This window comes from Nocardioides sp. 503, from assembly GCF_004522095.1.
Lineage (GTDB): Bacteria > Actinomycetota > Actinomycetes > Propionibacteriales > Nocardioidaceae > Nocardioides.
Map to the genome: position 1 here is coordinate 1,290,615 of NZ_SPUI01000002.1, position 20,053 is coordinate 1,310,667.

Annotated in this window: 15 protein-coding genes; 12 read left to right on the top strand and 3 right to left on the bottom strand. The window is 73.9% G+C overall.

Going from position 1 to position 20,053, the window contains the following annotated elements:
• Positions 1-2: 2 nt before the first annotated feature.
• Positions 3-665: an HAD family hydrolase gene (locus tag E4622_RS07185; protein WP_134739329.1), complete on the top strand. Its 663-nt coding sequence runs from the start codon at positions 3-5 to the stop codon at positions 663-665.
• A gap of 11 nt (positions 666-676) precedes the next feature.
• Here the strand turns inward: E4622_RS07185 and E4622_RS07190 are convergent, their stop codons facing one another.
• Complete coding sequence (locus E4622_RS07190; RefSeq protein WP_245155915.1) at positions 677-2,278, bottom strand: phospholipase D-like domain-containing protein; 1,602 nt, start codon at positions 2,276-2,278, stop codon at positions 677-679.
• 67 nt (positions 2,279-2,345) lie between these two features.
• Here E4622_RS07190 and E4622_RS07195 point away from each other — a divergent pair, with 67 nt between their 5' ends.
• From E4622_RS07195 to E4622_RS07215, 5 genes are all read left to right on the top strand, one after another.
• Entirely contained in the window at positions 2,346-3,485 is a 1,140-nt protein-coding gene (locus tag E4622_RS07195; RefSeq protein ID WP_134739331.1) for a glutamate--cysteine ligase, read from the top strand.
• A gap of 80 nt (positions 3,486-3,565) precedes the next feature.
• Complete coding sequence (locus E4622_RS07200) at positions 3,566-4,579, top strand: SGNH/GDSL hydrolase family protein (RefSeq protein ID WP_134739332.1); 1,014 nt, start codon at positions 3,566-3,568, stop codon at positions 4,577-4,579.
• Between the two features lie 345 nt (positions 4,580-4,924).
• A complete protein-coding gene (locus E4622_RS07205; protein ID WP_134739333.1) occupies positions 4,925-5,854 on the top strand; it encodes an MBL fold metallo-hydrolase in 930 nt (309 codons plus the stop codon).
• A 98-nt stretch (positions 5,855-5,952) separates the two neighbouring features.
• Positions 5,953-7,404, top strand: a complete 1,452-nt coding sequence (locus E4622_RS07210) for an SDR family oxidoreductase (RefSeq protein WP_134739334.1) — start codon at positions 5,953-5,955, stop codon at positions 7,402-7,404.
• A gap of 53 nt (positions 7,405-7,457) precedes the next feature.
• Entirely contained in the window at positions 7,458-8,291 is an 834-nt protein-coding gene (locus E4622_RS07215) for a hypothetical protein (protein ID WP_134739335.1), read from the top strand.
• A gap of 7 nt (positions 8,292-8,298) precedes the next feature.
• On the opposite strand, the gene E4622_RS07220 is transcribed toward E4622_RS07215, so the two are convergent.
• Together E4622_RS07220 and E4622_RS07225 are read right to left on the bottom strand one after the other, a co-directional pair.
• Positions 8,299-10,029 carry a GAF domain-containing sensor histidine kinase gene (locus E4622_RS07220; protein WP_134739336.1) on the bottom strand — a complete coding sequence of 577 codons (1,731 nt, stop codon included), beginning with the start codon at positions 10,027-10,029 and terminating at the stop codon, positions 8,299-8,301.
• A gap of 28 nt (positions 10,030-10,057) precedes the next feature.
• Complete coding sequence (locus E4622_RS07225) at positions 10,058-10,729, bottom strand: response regulator transcription factor (protein ID WP_134739337.1); 672 nt, start codon at positions 10,727-10,729, stop codon at positions 10,058-10,060.
• A 108-nt stretch (positions 10,730-10,837) separates the two neighbouring features.
• Here E4622_RS07225 and E4622_RS07230 point away from each other — a divergent pair, with 108 nt between their 5' ends.
• From E4622_RS07230 to E4622_RS07255, 6 genes are all read left to right on the top strand, one after another.
• Positions 10,838-11,809: a nitroreductase family protein gene (locus E4622_RS07230; protein ID WP_134739338.1), complete on the top strand. Its 972-nt coding sequence runs from the start codon at positions 10,838-10,840 to the stop codon at positions 11,807-11,809.
• 119 nt (positions 11,810-11,928) lie between these two features.
• The gene (locus E4622_RS07235) at positions 11,929-13,383 is read left to right on the top strand and encodes a cytochrome ubiquinol oxidase subunit I (RefSeq protein ID WP_348536976.1); all 1,455 of its coding nucleotides are present in this window, start codon (positions 11,929-11,931) and stop codon (positions 13,381-13,383) included.
• 15 nt (positions 13,384-13,398) lie between these two features.
• Positions 13,399-14,418, top strand: coding sequence for a cytochrome d ubiquinol oxidase subunit II (gene cydB / locus E4622_RS07240; RefSeq protein WP_134739339.1), 1,020 nt, complete (start codon positions 13,399-13,401; stop codon positions 14,416-14,418).
• A complete protein-coding gene (cydD, locus tag E4622_RS07245) occupies positions 14,415-17,729 on the top strand; it encodes a thiol reductant ABC exporter subunit CydD (protein WP_134739340.1) in 3,315 nt (1,104 codons plus the stop codon). The genes cydB and cydD overlap by 4 nt, the downstream gene beginning before the upstream one ends.
• Before the next feature lie 33 nt (positions 17,730-17,762).
• Positions 17,763-18,674, top strand: a complete 912-nt coding sequence (locus E4622_RS07250) for a universal stress protein (RefSeq protein ID WP_134739341.1) — start codon at positions 17,763-17,765, stop codon at positions 18,672-18,674.
• 88 nt (positions 18,675-18,762) lie between these two features.
• Positions 18,763-19,341: a DoxX family membrane protein gene (locus tag E4622_RS07255; RefSeq protein ID WP_134739342.1), complete on the top strand. Its 579-nt coding sequence runs from the start codon at positions 18,763-18,765 to the stop codon at positions 19,339-19,341.
• The last annotated feature ends 712 nt before the right edge of the window (positions 19,342-20,053 follow it).

A 20,053-nucleotide genomic window follows, 5' to 3' on the forward strand; every position in this document is an offset into this window, starting at 1 on the left:
CCATGGCCGACACCGCGATCTTCGACGTCGACGGCACGCTCGTCGACAGCAACTACCAGCACGCGCTCGCCTGGTCCCGCGCGTTCCTGCGCCACGACGTGGTGGTCCCGATCTGGCGCATCCACCGCGCGATCGGGATGGGCGGGGACAAGCTCGTCGCCGAGGTGGCCGGCGACGACGTGGAGAAGGAGCACGGCGACGCGCTGCGCGACGCCTGGGTCGAGGAGTTCGACGAGCTGATCGGCGAGGTGCAGCCCTTCGAGGGCGCCCACGAGCTGCTGGCGGAGGTCAAGCGCCGCGGCTTCCGGCTGGTGCTGGCGAGCTCGGGCAAGAAGAAGCACGTCGAGGTCTTCCTCGACCTCGTGGACGGTCGCCCGCTGGCCGACGCGTGGACCACGTCCGAGGACGCGGAGGAGTCCAAGCCGTCGCCGGACCTCGTCCAGACCGCGCTGGCCAAGGTCGACGGCGCCTCCGGGGTGATGATCGGGGACTCCGTGTGGGACGTCGAGGCCGCCGGACGCCTCGACGTGCCGACCATCACGGTGCGCACCGGCGGCTTCTCCGTCGGCGAGCTCGAGGACTCCGGGGCGGCCCAGGTCTTCGAGTCGCTGGTCGAGCTGCGCGAGCGCCTCGACGACACCGCGCTGGGGCGCCCCTCCGCCTGAGCCGGGTCCCGTCAGAAGCCGTCGGACCGCTTGAGCGAGCGGGGCCGACCGTCGGGGTCGTGCATCAGGAGGTACGGCGCGAGGGCGAGGACGCGCTGCACCGGACCCAGCCGCGGCGGCTCGAGCCGCCGCAGCCGACCGGTCGGCTTGGGGCCGACCCGCCCGGCGGCATACCACGCGTCGAGGCGGGCCGCGCTCTCCTCGAACGCGGCGTACATGCCGTCGGTGTCGGCGCAGTCGTCCATCGGGTCGTCGGCGTCGCGGTCCAGGTGCTCGCGAGCCAGCTCCAGGCGCAGCGAGCGGGCGTAGCGGCGCTGGTCGTCGGGGTCGGTGTCGACGACCACCGCGGACAGCTCGGAGTCGTGCGTCCAGGAGCGGCGGTTGAAGTTGTCGGAGCCGATCGTCGCCCAGGTGTCGTCGATCAGGCAGCACTTGGCGTGCACGTAGACCGGGGTTCCGGCGCGGTTCTCGATGCCGTAGACCGAGACCCGGTCGGGCGCCACGCGCATCATCTCCAGCATCGCCCGGCGTCGGCCCAGCATCTCCGGGACCCGGGACATGCCGTCGAGGTCGGGGTGCAGCGGCAGCACCGCGAGCACGTGCAGGTCGGGGTGCGCGCCCAGGGCCTGCACGAAGGCGTCGCCGATGTGCCTGCCCCAGAGGTACTGGTCCTCGACGTAGACCAGCCGGCGCGCCTTCGTCAGGGCCTTGGTGTAACCGCGGGCCACGCTGCGCTCGCCGCCCTGCGCGAACGGGTAGTCGCGGTTGAGGCGCAGGTCGGGGTAGGTGCGCAGCAGCTGCACCGCGTGCGTCCCGCCGTCGACCGGCGGCGGCGGGAGCGCCTGCTCGGGCAGCGGGTCCGGGCTGAGGTCCAGCCGCAGGATCTTGTCGCGCAGCCAGAAGAACGGGCTGCGGCTGAGCGGGGTGGGGTCCTCCCAGCGCTCGCGGAAGACGGTCTCGACGTCGTGGACGGCCGGCCCGCTGATCGCTGCCTGGATGTCGTGCCACGGCGGGGTCTCGCCGTACTCGTCGGCCATGGAGTCCAGCGCCTGCGGGTCCCCGTGGTGGTCGGCGTCGTCGCGGCGGGAGTGGCACAGGTCGATGCCGCCGACGTAGGCCACGTCGCGCGAGCTGTCGTCGTGGTGACGGATGACCAGCATCTTCTGGTGGTGCGAGCCTCCGTGGCGCACGCGCATGTCCAGCAACGCCTCCGCGCCGCGCTTCTGCAGGTCCTCGCCGAGACGGAGGTTCTCCCCCGCGGTGAAGCCCAGCGCCGCGCTGTGGGAGCGCCACACGAGGCCGCGCACGTCCACGCCGCGCTCGTCCGCGCGCCCGAGCACGTCGACCACCTCGCTGCCGGGCTCGCCCGTCAGGCGCTCGTCGGCGTCGCCCTGCCAGTCGGTGAAGAAGATCAGGTCGCCCTCGACCGTGGCCTCGATGCGCTCGAAGAGCTCGGCGAAGTACGTCGCCCCGTGCACGAGCGGCCGGACCCGGTTGCCCAGCGACCACGCCTCGTCTCCGGGATGGACGTCGTCGAGGCGGGTGCTGGGGTTGCCGCGCTCGATCTTGCCGAGGAACCAGTCGGCGGGGCGGACGTCGCGCGAGAGGGCCACGCGCACACCCTGCCACGCGCGGGTCCCCGACGAGGGCGAGGGTGAGTGGTGGTGGGTACCCGGAGCCATGACACCCCGCACCGTGGGCGTCGAGGAGGAGCTGCTCCTCGTCGACCCCCAGACTCGCGCCGCCTCCCCGCGCGCGCACCAGGTCCTCAAGCGATTCCGCGAGCACGGGAAGGGGCAGCCGACGGACCTCCCCGGCCCCCGCGCCTCCACCGACGAGCTCGACCAGGAGCTGTTCCGCCACCAGCTCGAGACCCGGACCGACCCGGCCACCGACCTCACCGACACCCTGGCGCAGCTGCGCCTCGCCCGGCGTACGGCGGGCCAGGCCGCGGCCGACCTCGGCCTGGCACTGGTGGCGACCGGGGTGTCGCCGTTGCCCCTGGACGACCCCCAGGTGACGCGCAACGACCGCTACCAGGACATGGTGCAGACCTACGGCGAGATCGCCCGCACGGCCGGGACCTGCGGGATGCACGTGCACGTCGCGATCTCCTCCGACGAGGAGGGCGTCGCGGTCATCGACCGGATCACGCCGTGGCTGCCGCTGGTCCTGGCGCTCACGGCCAACTCCCCCATCGCCCAGGGACGCGACACCGGCTACGCCTCGTGGCGCTCGCGCACCTGGTCGAGCTGGCCGAGCGCCGGCACGACCGAGGCGTTCGGCGACCTCGCGACCTACCGGGCGGTCTCGCAGGCGCTCATCGACTCCGGCGCCGCTCGCGACCCCGGGATGCTCTACTTCGACGCCCGCCTCGCCACCGACCACCCGACGGTCGAGGTGCGCGTGGCCGACGTCTGCACCGACCCCGCCGACGGCGTCCTGGTCGCGGCGATCGTGCGGGCCCTCGTCGAGCGCTCGGCGCGCTCCTGGTCCGAGGGGCAGCCGCTCGTGCCCTGGCGCTCCGAGCTGCTCCGGGCCGCGCACTGGCGCGCCGCGCGCTACGGACTGAGCGGGACCCTGATGCACCCGGTCGAGCACGGGCTCATGAAGGCCGAGGACGTCCTGCGCGGCACCGTGGAGGACCTCGCGGACGTGCTGGCCGAGCACGGGGACCTGGCCCTCGTGCGCGACGGCGTCGACCGGGTGCTCCAGGGCACCGGCGCCTCCCGCCAGCGCACCGCCTTCGAGCGGGAGGGCCACGTCGAGGGCGTCGTCGACGACCTCGTCGTCCGGACCGAGCGAACGTGGGCGCCCTAGCCTTGTGGGCGCCGTCACATAAGGTCACAGCACTCGTCGGCAGGCCGCCCCGGCCGCGCCGGCTCCTCTGGGAGGCTCACATGTCCACTGCTCGACCCCACCGGCTCCGCGCGGCCCTCGTCGCCGCCGCCGCCCTCGCGCTGACGCTCGGCGCTGCCCCCGTGACGGCCGCGACCGCCCCGGCGGGCGCCGCCCCCGACGGGGCGGTGACCAAGGACGTCGTGACCGGCGACGAGCCCATCGACTACGTCGCCCTCGGCGACTCCTACAGCGCCGGGCCGCTGATCCCGGCGCAGCGGCTCGACCCGGTGGGCTGCCTGCGCTCGACCAACAGCTACCCGGCGTTCCTCGCCGGCTACTTCGGGGTGCGCAGCTACGTCGACGTGACCTGCTCCGGCGCCCAGAGCGTCGACCTGACCAAGCGTCGGCAGACCACGATCGTCCCCGGCCCCAGCCCCGCGCCGCAGGTCAGCGCGCTGAGCAGCGGCACGGACCTGGTCACGGTCGGCATCGGCGGCAACGACCGCACGCTGTTCGGCTCGATGATCGAGGTCTGCGAGAAGGTCGCCCCGACCGCACCCAAGGGCGCTCCCTGCCGCCGCCACTTCACCAACCGCAAGGGCGTCGACACCAAGCTGCGTGACGCGACGCGCATCCAGGCCAACGTCGGCCGGGTGCTGCGCACGGTGGCGCGCCGCGCGCCCGCCGCCGAGGTCTACGTCATCGGCTACCCCCGGCTGCTGCCCCAGCGCGGCACCTGCCAGCAGGTGGCCTTCGCGGCCGGCGACTACCGCTGGGGCAACCGCGTCGAGCGCCGGCTCAACCGCTCGCTGCGGCGGGCCGCCGCCCGCAACGGTGCGACGTACGTCGACCTCTACCCCGCCTCGCGCGGCCACGACGCCTGCGCGGGACGCGAGGCCTGGATCAACGGCAGCAAGCTCAAGCCGCTGCGCGCGGCCAACTTCCACCCCTTCCTGAGGGGCATGCGCGGCGCCGCTCAGGAGATCTACCGCAGGCTCACCGACGGTGGCACCGCCCCGGCCAACGTCTACGCCCAGCCCCCGCTGGGCTCGCAGACGCCGCGCACCGACTGAGCGCAGATCTGAGCGAGGGCCGGTCCACTCCCCCCAGTAGTGGACCGACCCTCGCGGATGGCGGCCCCGGAGGGCCGCAGCGTGCGCCTCGGCGCACGCGGACTGTGACGACCTTCGACTCGCACCGGTCTCGCTTCTTCGAAGGCTGACAGGACGACACTGGCAGCCCACAGCCACCTCAAGAAGACCTTTGCGGGCACCTTGCGGTGGTCCGTCCAGAACCTTGAGGCTCCCTTGAGGAACCCGCGGCGAGACCGGGGTCGAGGCGCCTGCGGACCTCCGCCCCCGCCGGCTCCGCTACCGTCGCCCGGACACCGCCCGCCGCTCGCCCGAAGGGGTCCTCCCGTGCGCCTGAAGCCCGGTCGTCCCGACCTGTCCCGCTACGCCGACCGCTTCGACGTGCCGCCGGCCTCCGGGCCGTTCGGCGTGACCTTCCTCGGGGTCGCGAGCCTCCTGCTCGACGACGGGGAGTCGGCGGTGCTCACGGACGGCTTCTTCTCGCGCCCGTCCCTGCCGAGGGTCGCCCTGGGCAGGATCGCGCCCGACGCCGCCCGGATCGACGCCGCGCTGCGCCGGGCCGGGGTCGACCGCCTGGAGGCGGTCCTGCCGGTGCACACCCACTTCGACCACGCCATGGACTCCGCGGTGGTCGCCGGTCGCACCGGCGCCGTCCTCGTCGGCGGTGCCTCCACCGCGCACGTCGGCCGCGGCGGTGGCCTGCCCGAGGACCGGATCCGCCTGGCCGTCCCGGGCGAGCCGATGACGTACGGCGGATGGACGCTGACCCTCGTGGAGTCGCACCACTGCCCACCGGACCGCTACCCGGGCGTCATCACCGAGCCCGTCGTCCCCCCGGTGCGCACGGCCGCCTACCGCTGCGGCGAGGCCTGGTCGATCCTGGTCAGCCACGCGAGCGGCCGCACGGCGCTGCTGCAGGGCAGTGCCGGGTTCCGCCGCGGCGCCTTGGCGGGGCGTCGTGCCGACGTCGTCTACCTCGGCGTCGGTCAGCTGGGCGTCCAGCCCGAGGAGTACGTCCGCACCTACTGGGCCGAGACGGTGGAGGCCGTCGGCGCCCGGCGGGTGGTGCTGACGCACTGGGACGACTTCTTCCGCCCGCTCGACCGTCCGCTGCGCGCCCTCCCCTACGCCGGCGACGACCTCGACGTCACCTTGCGGGTCCTCGGCGGTCTGGCCGCCGACCAGGGCGTCGCGCTGCACCTGCCCACGCTCTGGCGACGTGAGGACCCGTGGTCGGACCTTCCTCCCGCTGGTTGAGGAGGTCGCAGGGGGTGTCGGGACAGGACTTCGTCCTTCCTCGGCCTCCGGCAGGCGTCGATCGTGGTGGCGGAGAGGTCGCGCCGTAGCATTCGCCGGTGACCACCGGCATCGACCCCGACGACCTCGCGACGACCGTGCGGGTCCTCGGCCAGCTGCACCAGCTGCCGGACGGTCATCCGGACATGACCACGGTGAAGCACGCGGCGTCCCACATGTACAAGGCGCTCAAGCACGAGCGGCGGGCCGCCAAGCGCGCCGCGGAGCTCGCGGCCGACCGTGCGGTCACCGAGCTGACGGCGACCGGCTCGGCGATGCGCATCGACGACGAGACCGAGGGCATCCCGCTGGTCTCGCAGGCCACCGGCGCGTTCGCCGGCGAGCTGATCAACCCGCGCGGCTGCTACATCTGCAAGAACGACTACACCCTGGTCGACGCGTTCTACCACTGGCTGTGCCCGGAGTGCGCGGCGTTCTCGCACGCCAAGCGCGACCAGCGCACCGACCTCACCGGGCGCCGGGCGCTGCTCACCGGCGGGCGGGCGAAGATCGGGATGTACATCGCCCTGCGCCTGCTGCGCGACGGGGCGCACACCACCGTCACCACCCGCTTCCCCAAGGACGCCGTGCGCCGGTTCGCCGCGATGCCCGACGCGGCCGACTGGATCGACCGGCTCGTCGTCGTGGGCATCGACCTGCGCGACCCCACCCAGGTCATCTCGCTCGCCGACGAGGTGGCGGCCGCCGGGCCGCTCGACATCCTGGTCAACAACGCCTGCCAGACCGTACGCCGCTCGCCCGGCGCCTACGCGCCCCTGGCGGAGGCCGAGCTGGCCCCGCTGCCCACCGACCTGGCACTGCCCGAGATGGTCACCTTCGACCGGGTCTCCGAGCTGCACCCCGCGTCGATCGCCGGCACGCTGCGCGACCACCCGATCGCCCACCACCTGGGCGAGTCGCCCGCCTCCATGACCGCGCTGGCCCTCAGCGCCGGGCACGCCTCCCTGGAGGCGCACCTCGCCGGCACGGCGGTCGACGCCGGCGGGCTCCTCCCCGACCTCCAGCGGGTCAACTCCTGGACCCAGAAGGTCGAGGACGTCGACCCGCTCGAGCTCCTCGAGGTGCAGCTGTGCAACTCGATCGCGCCGTTCCTGCTGATCTCCCGCCTGCGACCGGCCATGCGCGCCTCCCAGGCGCGCCGCCGCTACGTCGTCAACGTCTCGGCGATGGAGGGCCAGTTCTCGCGCCGCTACAAGGGGGCCGGGCACCCGCACACCAACATGGCGAAGGCCGCGCTCAACATGCTCACCCGCACCAGCGCCGGCGAGATGTTCGAGACCGACCGGATCCTGATGACGGCGGTCGACACCGGTTGGATCACCGACGAGCGACCCCACCAGGAGAAGCTCCGGATCGCCGCCGAGGGGTGGCACGCGCCGCTGGACCTGGTCGACGGCGCGGCCCGCGTCTACGACCCGATCGTGCGCGGCGAGGCGGGCGAGGACCTGTACGGATGCTTCGTGAAGGACTACCGTCCCAGTCCCTGGTGAGGGGTTTGGTGGGTGCCGGGCTTAAGGTCGACCATGTGCCCGACTTTCCAGCAGTGACCCGCGACCACGTCCTAGACGCCCTCTCCGAGTACGACGAGCGTGGTGGGGAGGCCTTCCTGCGGACCTACGGGTTCGGCGGAAGCCGCGACTACGTCGTCTGGCACGAGGGCAACAGCTACGACGCCAACGCCGTCCTGGGCGTCGCGCACAAGTACGCCACCGGCAAGGCCGCCTCGCGCGCGCACCTCGCCGGGAGCCTCGACGGCGCCGGTCGGCTGCTGTCACACCTCGGCTTCGACGTCACGCAGGTCGACGCCTCCGGGCTGGTCGACCAGCCCGTCAACGGGGAGTGGCGCGACGCCGCCGACCTCGAGCTCGACGAGTCGCGCAACGCCTGGGCCGAGGCGGCCCACGCCACGCTCAAGGAGACCGCCGCCCACTACCACCGGGTGCTGACGACCAAGGAGCTCGCGGTCCAGGTGCAGAACCGCACCGGCATCCGCACCTCCCAGCAGACCCACTACTGGCTGGGCGACGTGCTGACCCGCGTCGCCGCCGAGTGCGCGCGCAACGACGAGCCGCTGCTCACCGCCTTCTGCGTCAACGCTGACGGCAGCGTCGGCGCGTCGTACGCCCCGGCCGTCCAGGCCGCGACCGGCACCCTGCCCGAGGACCCCGACGAGCACGCGGCGCAGCAGCGCCTGCTCGCGCACCAGCAGTTCGGCGCCGACCTCCCCGAGGGCGGCGGCGTCGCCGCGCTGACGCCGAAGCTGGCCGCGGCCCGCGGTCGCGAGCGCAAGATCCGCTACCAGGAGCGCGAGATCCCCACGTGCCCCACCTGCCACATGCAGCTGCCCGCCACCGGCGAGTGCGACAACTGCGCCTGAGCCACGGCTAGCTCCCGGCCGGGACCCACCACTCCACGGTGGTGCCCTCGCCGGGGGCGGAGCTGACCACGCACCGGCCGCCGAGGCGGTCGGCGCGCTGGCGCATGTTCGACAGCCCGCTCTCCAGCACCCCCTCGGGGAGGCCGCGACCGTCGTCGCGCACGGTCAGCCGCAGGTCGTCGACCGCGCTTAGCTCGACGTCGACGGCGTGGGCGTCGGCGTGCCGCGCCGCGTTGGAAAGGGCCTCCCCCAGCACCGCGAGGACGTCGGGCACGACGCTCGCGGGGATGCGGGTGCGCACGGGGCCGGTGAAGCGGAGGGTGGGGCGGAACTTCAGCGTCGTCGCGGCGCGGTCGACGATCCGCTCGACCTCGGCCTGGACGTCGGTGGACTCGTCGAGGCTGCCGAGCGCGAAGATGGAGCGCCGGATGTCTCTGATCGTGGCGTCCAGGTCGTCGACGGCCTGACCGAGCCGGTCGCGGACCTCCGGCCGGTCCGTCAGCCGCGAGACGCTCTCCAGGCCCAGCCCGACCGCGAAGAGCCGCTGGATGACGAGGTCGTGGAGGTCGCGGCCGATCCGGTCGCGGTCCTCGAACAGCACCAGCCGCTGCTGGTCCTCCCGCGCCTCGGCCACCTGCAGCGCCAGCGCCGCCTGCTCGGCGAAGCTCGCCGGCAGCGCCGGGTCCACGGCGTGGAAGGCGGCCAGCCGCTCGGGCGACCAGGCCAGCACGAGCGCGCCCTCGACGCCCTGGGCGCTGCCGAGCGGCACGGCGAGGGCCGGCCCGACGACCGGCCAGCCCAGGCGGGCGGCGACGTCGACGGCGCGCGGCTCGGCGCCGATGTCGGCGACCGTGAGTGGCGTGCCGGTGCGCACCACCTCGCTCGCCAGGGAGCGGCCCAGGTCGACCTGGGCCATGGCCGGGGCGTCCGCCGCGGCACCGGACACCGCCTCGAGGTGCAGGCTCTCACCGTCGGCGCCGGAGGCGACCCAGGCCAGGTCGGCGCCGGAGACCTCGCGCGCCCGGTCGGCGATGACCTGGACGGCGTCCGCGACGACGGCCATGCCGGAGACCATCGAGGCCACCTCGGCGGACGCCGCGAGCCAGCGCTGCCGGTGACCCGCCTCCTCGTGCAGGCGGGCGTTCTCCAGGGCCACGCCGGCCGCCGCGGCCAGGGCCACCACGATGGCCTCGTCCTGCTCGGTGAAGTCACCCCCGCCGACCTTCTCGGTGAGGTAGAGGTTGCCGAAGACGATGTCGCGGATCCGCACCGGCACGCCCAGGAACGACGCCATGGGCGGGTGGTGCTCGGGGAAGCCGTACGACGCCGGGTGCTCGGCGATGTCGTGCAGCCGCAGCGGCTCGGGCCGGTCGATGATCAGCCCGAGCAGCCCGTGGCCGGTGGGCAGGTCGCCGATCTCGCGCACCCGCGTCTCGTCGATGCCGTGGGTGACGAACAGCCGGAGCCGCTTGCCCGGCCCGTCGCCGAGGACGCCGAGGGCGGCGTACTGCGCGCCGGCGAGGTCGCTGGCGATCCGCACGATGCGCGTCAGCAGCCCGTCCAGGGTCAGGTCGGCGGCCATCGTGACCACCGCGTCGAGCAGCAGCTGCCACCGGGCCTGCTCGTCCAGGACGCCGTGGACGCGGCTGAGGACCTCGCGCAGCAGGTCGTCGAAGCCGGTCTCCTCCAGCGCCGACGACGAGCCGGGCGCGGGGTCGGGACGCGCGTCCTCGCTCACGCGGGCAGGCTACCGTTACCGGGCGCGGTCACCGGTGCGGGTGCTTGGTGGCGAAGATCGCCGCCTGGGTGCGGCTGCTGAGCCCGAGCTTGGCCAGCAGCGAGGACACGTAGTTCTTCACCGTCTTCTCGGCGAGGAAGAGCGTGGACGCGATCTGGCGGTTGGTCATGCCCTCACCGATCAGCTCCAGGATCCTCTGCTCCTGCGCGGTGAGCTGCTCCAGGCTGGGGTCGACCCGCGGCCCGTTGCGGACCCGCTCCAGGACCTGGGCGGTCACGGCCGGGTCCAGCATCGACTGGCCGGCGGCCACCCGGCGCACCGTGTCGATCAGGTCGCTGCCGCGTACCTGCTTGAGCACGTAGCCGGCGGCTCCCGCCATGATCGAGGCGAAGAGCGCCTCGTCGTCGTCGTAGGACGTGAGGATCAGGGCGTGGATGCTCGGGTCGACCGAGCGGATCTCGCGGCACACGTCGATGCCGGTGCCGTCGGGCAGGCGCCCGTCGAGGATCGCCACGTCGGGGCGCAGCGCCGGGATCCGGCTGGCGGCCTCGACCGCCGAGCCGGACTCGCCGACCACGACGATGTCGCCCTCGCTCTCGAGCAGCTCGCGGATGCCGCGACGCACGATCTCGTGGTCGTCGAGCAGGAAGACCCGGATCGCAGCGCGCTCACCCGGGCCGGCGTCGGCACTGTGCGTCATGACGTCAGCCTAGGGTCCCTCGGCGGCGGGCCACCCGGTCCGGAGGGCCCGGACCCACCGGGACCTTGGTCCCTGGTCCGCCCCGCAGCGTCGTCGCACGCTGGACGGATGGACCTCCGGACCCCCTCCGGCTCGCCCGCCCGCCGCGTCGTCGAGCTGGCGTGCGGCGCCCCCAGCGTGCACAACACCCAGCCCTGGCGGTGGCGCGTCGACGGCGACCGCATCGAGCTGTACGCCGACCGCGCGCGCCAGCTCGCGGTCGCCGACCCCTCCGGGCGCAACCTGCTGGTCTCGTGCGGCGCCGCGCTGCACCAGGCGCGCGTGGCGGCCGCGGCGCTCGGGATGCCCGCCGAGGTGGTCCTGCTGCCGGAGCCCCACGACCCCGACCACCTCGCGACCCTCGAGCTGCGCCCCGGCCCGCGGCCGGCGGACGCGGTCGAGCACCTCGCCACCCTCGCCCGGAGGGTCACCGACCGGCGACGCTTCACCTCGTGGCCGGTGCCGGAGGAGCGGCTGGCCGGATTGGCCGCTGCCGTGGCCGCCCCCGGCGTCCTGGCCGTCCCCCTGAGCGACACCGCGTCCCGCATCCGGGTGGAGCTGCTCGTCGAGCGGGCCCGCGACCAGCAGCTCGCGGACCCCCACCTGGCCGCCGAGCAGCGCGCCTGCGTCGACCGGGGGCCCGACGAGGGCGTGCCGTCGACGAGCATCCCCGAGTCGGTGGGCGCCGCCCCGGCCCCCGGTGGGCGATTCACGTCCGGACCCGCCCGGCCGCGCGCGGGCATGCTCGAGAGCTCCGACGGGCTGCTGGTGCTGGGCACGGACCGGGACGAGCCGCGCGCCTGGGTCGAGACCGGCGAGGCCCTGAGCCAGCTGTGGCTCGCGGCCACGGTCGACGGCCTCTCCGTGGTGCCGCTCAGCCAGGTGGTCGAGGTCGCCGGCACCCGCGAGGCCATGCGCACGGAGGTCCTGGGCTCGTTGACGCACCCGCAGGTCCTGCTGCGCATCGGCTGGCAGGAGATCGGCCGCAGCCAGCTCCCGAGGACCCCGCGGCGCCCCGTGGCCGACGTGCTCCTGGCCTGAGGGCCGGGACCTCGCGGGCCCGGGACCTTCGTCCCGGCGGGTCGGGACCCGCGACCGTGACGCGGGGCCCTGTCGCGTTCCTAGCGTGGGCGTGCCCGCCCACCACCACAGGAGAGCACGTGGACCTGGACACCCTGGACATCGCTCGTTGGCAGTTCGCCATCACGACCGTCTACCACTTCATGTTCGTCCCGATCACGATCGGTCTGTCGGCCCTCGTCGCGGGCTACGAGACCGCCTGGGTGCGCACGCGCAACCGGCAGTGGCTCCGGCTCACCCGCTTCTTCGGCAAGCTGTTCCTGATCAACTTCGCGATCGGCGTCGTCACGGGCATCGTCCAGGAGTTCCAGTTCGGCATGAACTGGAGCGACTACTCGCGGTTCGTGGGCGACGTGTTCGGCGCGCCCCTGGCGATCGAGGGCCTGCTCGCCTTCTTCCTGGAGTCGACCTTCCTGGGGCTGTGGATCTTCGGCTGGGACCGGCTCCCGGCGCGGCTGCACGCCGCCTGCATGTGGCTGGTCCACCTCGGCACGCTGTTCTCGGCCTACTTCATCCTCGCCGCCAACTCGTTCATGCAGAACCCCGTCGGCTACCGCTACGACCCCGAGAGCGGCCGCGCCGAGATGACCGACTTCGCGGCGGTGATGTTCAACAAGGTGCAGCTCGTGACGTTCCCGCACACCGTCCTGGCGGCGTACATGACGGGCGCGGCGTTCGTGGTCGGCGTCGCCTTCTGGCAGCTGGTGCGCAAGGCGCGCGACGAGGAGGACCGCTCGATGTACCGCTCGGCCGTGCGCAGCGCCGCGATGGTCGTGCTCGTCGCCGGCATCGGGGTCACCGTCTCGGGCGACTTCCAGGGCAAGGTGATGACCGAGGTGCAGCCGATGAAGATGGCCGCGGCCGAGGCGCTCTACGAGACCGAGCAGCCGGCCGACTTCTCGGTCTTCACCGTCGGCAGCCTCGACGGCAGCGAGGAGCGCTTCGCGATCAAGGTGCCGCGGCTGCTGTCGTTCCTCGCCACCGGCGACGCCGGGGGCGAGGTGGTCGGCATCGACGACCTGCGTGAGCAGTACGCCGAGGAGTACGGCAGCGACCCGGGAGCGGCGTACTACTCCCCCGGCGACTACACGCCGGTGATCCCCCTGACCTACTGGACCTTCCGGCTGATGATGGGGCTCGGCATGGCGGCCGCCGCCGTCGCGGTGTGGGTGCTGTGGGCGACCCGCCGCGGGCGCACCCCGCGCGGCCGCTGGCTCCTGGCGTCGGTGCTGGCGCTGCCGTTCCTGCCGCTGTTCGCCAACTCCTTCGGCTGGATCTTCACCGAGATGGGACGCCAGCCCTGGGCGGTCTTCGGGCTCATGACCACGCAGAACGCCGTCTCCCCCAGCGTCTCGCCGACGGAGGCCCTGATCTCGCTGGTCGTCCTGACCCTGCTCTACGGCGTGCTCGCCGTCGTCGAGGTCAAGCTGCTGCTCGGCTACGCCCGCCACGGCGCGGACAAGGTCGACGACGACGACCTGCCGCCGGAGCGACCCGACCACGACCCCGACCGCCCGCTCGCGTTCGCCTACTGAGACCCGGAGACCGCCATGGAGCTCACCACCGTCTGGTTCAGCCTGATCGCCGTCCTGTGGATCGGCTACTTCGTCCTCGAGGGCTTCGACTTCGGGGTCGGCATGCTGCTGCCGCTCATCGGCCGCACCGAGGACGAGCGCCGCGTCCTGATCAACACCATCGGCCCGGTCTGGGACGGCAACGAGGTGTGGCTGCTCGTCGCCGGCGGCGCCACCTTCGCCGCCTTCCCCGAGTGGTACGCCACGCTGTTCAGCGGGTTCTATCTGCCACTGCTGCTGATCCTGGTCGCGCTGATCGTGCGCGGGCTCGCCTTCGAGTACCGCCACAAGCGCGACGACGCCACCTGGCGGGCGCGCTGGGACCTGGCGATCATCGTCGGCTCGGCCGTGCCCGCCGTCCTGTGGGGCGTGGCGTTCGGCAACATCCTGCGGGGGGTGCCGATCGACTCCGACCTGGAGTACGCCGGCGGGTTCTTCAACCTGCTCAACCCCTATGCCCTGCTGGGCGGGGCGACGACGCTGATGCTCTTCCTCACCCACGGCGCGGTGTTCATCTCGCTGAAGACCTCCGGACGGGTGCGCGAGCACGCGCGTGACCTGGCCACCAAGCTGGGTGTGGGCGCTGCGCTGGTGACGGTGGTCTTCCTGGGCTGGACCCAGCTCGACACCGGCACGGTCCCCTCCGCCCTCGCCTTCGCCGCCGCCGCGGTGGCGCTCGTCCTGGGGCTGCTCGCCGTCCTCGCGGGTCGGGACGGCTGGTCCTTCGTCGGCACGTTCCTGGCGATCGGGCTGGGCGTGGCCGGGCTGTTCCTCGCGCTGTTCCCGGACGTGATGCCCACGAGCCTGGCCGGCGGCACCGGCCTGACCACGACCAACGCCGCCGCCACGGCGTACACGCTCAAGATCATGACGGTGGTCGCGGTGCTCTTCACGCCGCTGGTCCTGGCCTACCAGGCGTGGACCTACTGGGTCTTCCGCCGGCGGATCTCGGTGGACCACATCCCCGCGCCCCTGCCGACCCCGTTCGCCCCGTGAGGCCGACGGACCCGCGGCTGCGCCCCCACCTCGCCCCGGCGCGGCGACACCTCGCGGGCGTCGTGGGCGCGGGCGTCCTGGGCGCGGTGCTCGTGGTGGCGCAGGCCTACGCCGTCACCGGGTTGGTGGTCGCCGTGGTGTCCGACGACCGGCTGGTCGGGTGGACGCTCGCGGTCCTGGGGCTGGTCGCGGCCCGCGCGCTCGTGTCCTGGGGCTCCGACGTCCTCTCGGCCCGCGCCGCCGCGGCGGTCGGGGACCACCTGCGCGGGCAGGTCGTCCGCGCCGTGATCGCCCGTGGCTCGGAGTCCTCGTCCGCCAGCGGCGAGCTGTCGGTCCTCGCCACCCGGGGCGTGGCGGCCGCCGAGCCCTACCTCACCCGCTACCTGCCGGCGGCGGTCCTCGCCTTCGTGCTGCCCCTGCTCACGCTGGCCGTCATCGCCACCCAGGACCTCTGGAGCGCGCTGATCGTGGGGCTCACGCTGCCGCTCGTGCCGGTCTTCGGCGCCCTGGTCGGGCTCGCCACGCGCGACCGGGCCCAGGAGCAGTGGGCCGCGATGGCGGCGCTCTCGGGGCACTTCGTCGACGTGGTGCGGGGCCTGCCGACGCTGGTCGCCCACCGGCGCGCGCGGGCCCAGTCCGCACGGATCGGCGCCGTCACCGACCGCTACCGGCGCGCGTCCCAGGCGACGCTGCGCGTCGCGTTCGCCTCCGCGGCCGTGCTCGAGCTCGTGGCCACGCTGAGCGTCGCGCTGGTGGCGGTCGTGATCGGGGTGCGGCTGGCGCACGGTGACGTGGCGCTCGGCACCGCCCTGTTCGTCCTGCTGCTCGCCCCCGAGGCCTACTGGCCGCTGCGCCGGGTCGGCGCGGAGTTCCACGCCGCCGCCGAGGGCGTCGCGACGTTCGAGGCGGTCAGCGAGCTGCTCGAGTCGCAGGCGCCGAACGGGTGCGGGGCGTCGTACGACGGCGGCGACCTCGTCGTCGACGGCCTCACCGTGACCCATCCCGGGCGCACCAGTCCCGCCCTGGCGGACCTGTCCGCCGTCGTGCCTGCGCGCGGCGTCACCGTGGTGACGGGGCCGTCGGGCTGCGGCAAGTCCACGCTGCTGGCGGCGCTGGTCGGGCTGGTGCCCGTCGAGGGCTCCCTGACCGTCGGCGGCACCCCGGTCACGACCGCCTGGCGCTCGCAGGTGGCCTGGGTGCCGCAGCGTCCCGTGCTCCTGGCCGGCTCCGTGGCGGAGAACCTCAGGCTGGCCGCGCCCGGGGCGAGCGACGAGGAGCTGTGGTCCGCGCTGGAGCAGGTGGCGCTGGCCGAGCGGGTCCGGCTGCTGCCGGGCGGGCTGGCGGCGCCGGTGACCGAGGACGGCGGCAGCCTGTCCGCCGGCGAGCGTGCCCGGCTGACCCTGGCGCGCGTCGTGCTCGCCCGGCGTCCGTGGGTGCTGCTCGACGAGCCCACCGCCCACCTCGACGAGCTCACCGAGCGCGTCATCGCCGACACCATCGTCGAGCTCGGCCGGAGCAGCGCCGTGCTCGTCGTCGCGCACCGCCCCGCGCTCGTGGCGCTCGCCGACCACGTGGTGCCGCTCGCGCGCGTCACCCCTGCGGTGTGGTCACAAACCACAGGTTCGCGGGCCCGAGACGTGCGGTCTGTGACCACACCGCACGCCGGCGAGCCGGCGGCATCGGGGTCCGCCCGACCGGCCTCGCTGTGGAGCAGCATCGCGCTGGGCTCCCTGGCCTCGGCCTCGGGCGTGGCGCTGACAGCCACCGCCGGGTGGCTGATCGTCCAGGCCTCGACCCAGCCTCCGGTGCTGACCCTGCTCGTCGCGGTCGTGGGCGTGCGGCTCTTCGGCCTCGCCCGACCGGTGCTCCGCTACGTGGAGCGGCTGCGGTCCCACGACACCGCGCTGCGCATGCTGGCCTTGCGGCGGGTGCACGTCTACGACGCCATCGTGCCGCTGACGCCCGGTCGTCTCGGGCGGCGGCGCGGGGACGTGCTGACCTCGATCGTCGACGACGTGGACAGCGTCGTGGACCGCGAGCTGCGCGTGCGGCTGCCGGTGCTCGGCTTCGCCGGGGTCACCGTCGTGACGTCGGCGGTGGCGGCGCTGGTCCTGCCGGCTGCGGTGCCGGTGGTCCTCGCCACGGCGCTGGTGGGCAGCGGTGGAGGCTTCCTGCTGGCCCGCCTCGGGGCCGGCCGGCGTGAGCGGGCGGCCGTCGGGCTGCGCGCCGAGCTCTCCGCGGCCGTCGTCGAGACCGCCCAGGTCGCCACCGAGCTGCTGATGTGGGGCGCCGAGGACGCCGCCGTGCGCCGCGTGTCCGTGCTCGGTAGCCGTCTGACCGGGGCCGGGGTCCGCGCCGCGCGGTGGCTCGGCGCCGCCCGCGCACTGGTGCTGCTGACGTCGGGCGCCGGCGTGGTGGCCATGGCGTGGCTGACCGCGCCCGCGGTGGCCGACGGGTCGCTGTCCGGGCCGATGGCCGCTCTCCTCGTGCTCGTCCCGCTCGCCCTCGCCGAGCCCGCGGCCACGGTCGCGGACGCGGGGGCGCTCTCCGCACGGACCGAGGCCGCCGCCACCCGCCTGCGTCAGCTCGACCGCCGTACGCCGGCGGTCCGGGACACCGTCGGACGCCCCCTGCCCCCCTCCTCCGAGGTGGCGCTGCGGGGCATCACCGTGGGCTGGGACCGCGACCGGCCGTGCGTGGAAGGGCTGTCCCTCGACCTCGAGCCGGGCGCCCGCGTGGCGGTGACCGGCCCGAGCGGTTCCGGCAAGAGCACGCTGGCGGCGCTGATGCTGCGCTTCCTCGACCCCACCTCCGGCGAGGTGACGCTGGGCGGTGAGCGTCTCGACCGGCTGGCGCTCGACGACGTACGCCGCCGGGTGGGCCTCGTCGACGACGACCCGCACGTCTTCGCCTCGACCCTGGTGGAGAACGTCCGGCTCGCGCGGCCCTCCGCGACCGACGAGGAGGTGGAGGTCGCCCTGCGTCGCGCCCGCCTGGGCCCGTGGCTCGACTCCCTGCCCGACGGGCTCGACACCTGGCTCGGCGACGGCCACGCGCAGGTCTCCGGTGGCGAGCGCGCCCGCCTGGCCGTGGCCCGCTCGGTGCTCGCCGACCAGGCGGTCCTCGTGCTGGACGAGCCGACCGCCCACCTCGACCACGCCACCGCCGTCGAGCTGGCGGCGGAGATCCTCGGCGAGCGCGACGGCCGCAGCGTCCTGTGGATCACCCACGAGCCCGTCGGGCTGGACCTGGTCGACCGCACCGTCGAGCTCGGGTCCTTGGTCCCCCTGGATCGGGCCCTCCGCCGCTGACGGCCGGCGCCCGCGCCGACCAGGCTCGAGGACATGGACACCACCTCGCTCCCGGCCGGCGCCGTCGTCGTCGGCGTCGACGGCTCCGACCACTCCGGTCGTGCCGTCGCCTTCGCCGCCGACGAGGCGCACCTGGCCGGCCGCCCGCTCGTCCTGGTCCACGGCACCGGGCTGGTGCTCGACGTCGACCCCTACGCCGTCCGGGTCACCCACGAGCTCGAGGTCGCCGGCCGGGAGCTCGTCGAGGCCGCGGCCGCCGACGTGCGCGCCCGCCACCCCAGGCTCCGCCTGCGCACGGTGGTCCGGCGCGCCCACCCGCGCCAGGCCCTGCTGGACCTGGCGTCGAGCGCCTCGCTGCTGGTGGTGGGCTCGCGCGGTCACGGACCGTTGCGCACCGTGCTGCTCGGCTCCGTGAGCGTCGGCCTGGCGCGGGAGGCCGCCTGCCCGGTCGTGGTCGTGCGGCCGCACCACGCGGGCGTCGTACGTCGTGGGGTGCTGGTCGGCGACGACGGCACCGCCGACTCGCGCCCGGTCCTGGAGCACGCCTACCGCCATGCCGCGACCCACGGACTTCCGCTGACCGTGCTGCACAGCGTCTGGGACCCGCTCGCCGGCACCGACGCGGTGAGAGGCGCGGAGATCGACTCCGGAGCCGACTCCGAGGACGCCCGGGTCCGGCTGGCCGAGTCCGTCGCCGGCTTCGGGGAAATGCACCCGGACGTGCACGTGCGCCTCGTCGTCGCCCGCGGGATGCCGGCGCCGGCGCTGCTGGAGGTCGCCGACCTCATGGACCTGGTCGTCGTCGGGCGCCACGACCGCTCCCGCATGGGCGACCTCCTGCTCGGGTCGGTGGCCGCCACGGTCGTCGAGCACGCGAGCTGCCCCGTGGCGGTCGTGCCCGTGGTCCGGGTGCTGCTCGGGACTAAAAGCCCGGGCCCGGGGTGACCATCGCCCCTGCCCGCGCTGCCCGCGCAGGACGAGGCTGAGAGCAACCTGAGAACCACAGCACCGACAACCGAGAAGGAGCAGTGCCATGACCACCATCAACCGCCCGGCGCACGACCACCAGGTCGTCACCGAGGTCGACACCGTCCAGACCCCGTTCGCACGCAAGGCGCTGGCCGTGCTCCGGATCGGCTTCGGACTCACCTTCCTGTGGGCCTTCCTCGACAAGCTGCTCGCCCTCGGCTTCAGCACCGGCCGCGACGAGACCGGCGTCGTCGACCGCTTCGGTGACGCGGCCTGGATCCACGGCAACAGCCCCACCGAGGGCTTCCTGAAGTTCGGCGCCGACGGTCCCTTCAAGGGCTTCTACAACTCCATCGCCGGCACCTGGTTCGCCGACTGGGGCTTCATGCTGGGCCTCCTCGGCATCGGCCTGGCCCTCACCCTCGGCATCGGGATGCGCTTCGCCGCCGCCGCCGGCGCCCTCCTCTACGTGATGATGTGGACCGTCGTCCTCCCCCCGGAGAACAACCCGGTCCTCGACGAGCACCTCCTCGGCGCCGTCAGCCTCGTCGCCCTCGCGGCCCTCGGCGCCGGCACCACCTGGGGACTCGGCAGGCTCTGGAACACCACCGAGGTCGTCCAGAAGCACTCCATCCTCCGCTGACCCCGCACCCGGCCCGCCACCGTCCCCCCACGGTGGCGGGCATCGGTGCGCCCGGTCGCCAGCGGTGGTTGAGGTGCGAGCGCAGCGAGCCTCGAAACCACCCTCCGGTGGTCGAGCAGCGAGGAGCGCCAGCGACGAGCGCCCGTCGAGACCCCCGCACCTCTGGTCACCTCCTCGCGTGAATCGGTGGTCCCGTGCGGCGCCGCGGTGGTCGCGGTCCTTGGCAGCTACCGGGACGAGGCAGGCGGTGGTCGCGCGCCGCTGCCGGCTCCCGGTGGTTGAGGTGCGAGCGCAGCGAGCCTCGAAACCACGTGCCGGTGGTCGAGCAGCGAGGAGCGCCAGCGACGAGCGAACGTCGAGACCCCCGCACCTCTGGTCGCCTCCTCGCGTCAATCAGTCGCCGCGTACGGTGCCGCGGTCGTCGCGGTCTCTGGCATTGACGGGGACGAGGTAGGCGGTGCTTGCGCGCCGCTGCCGGCTTCCTGGTCGCTGGGGTTTCGAGACGGTTGCTGCGCAACCTCCTCAACCCACGACGCCGACCTCGGTGGTTGAGGTGCGAGCGCAGCGAGCCTCGAAACCACCCCACCCAGAGGGCTGAAAGTAAAATCGGAGAAAGAAAGCCACTAACCCTCCACACCCTGTGGATAAGCGCCCTTTCACGCCTATGACTGTCGGTGGTCGCTGCTTGAGTGGACCCATGAGCAGCCCCGCC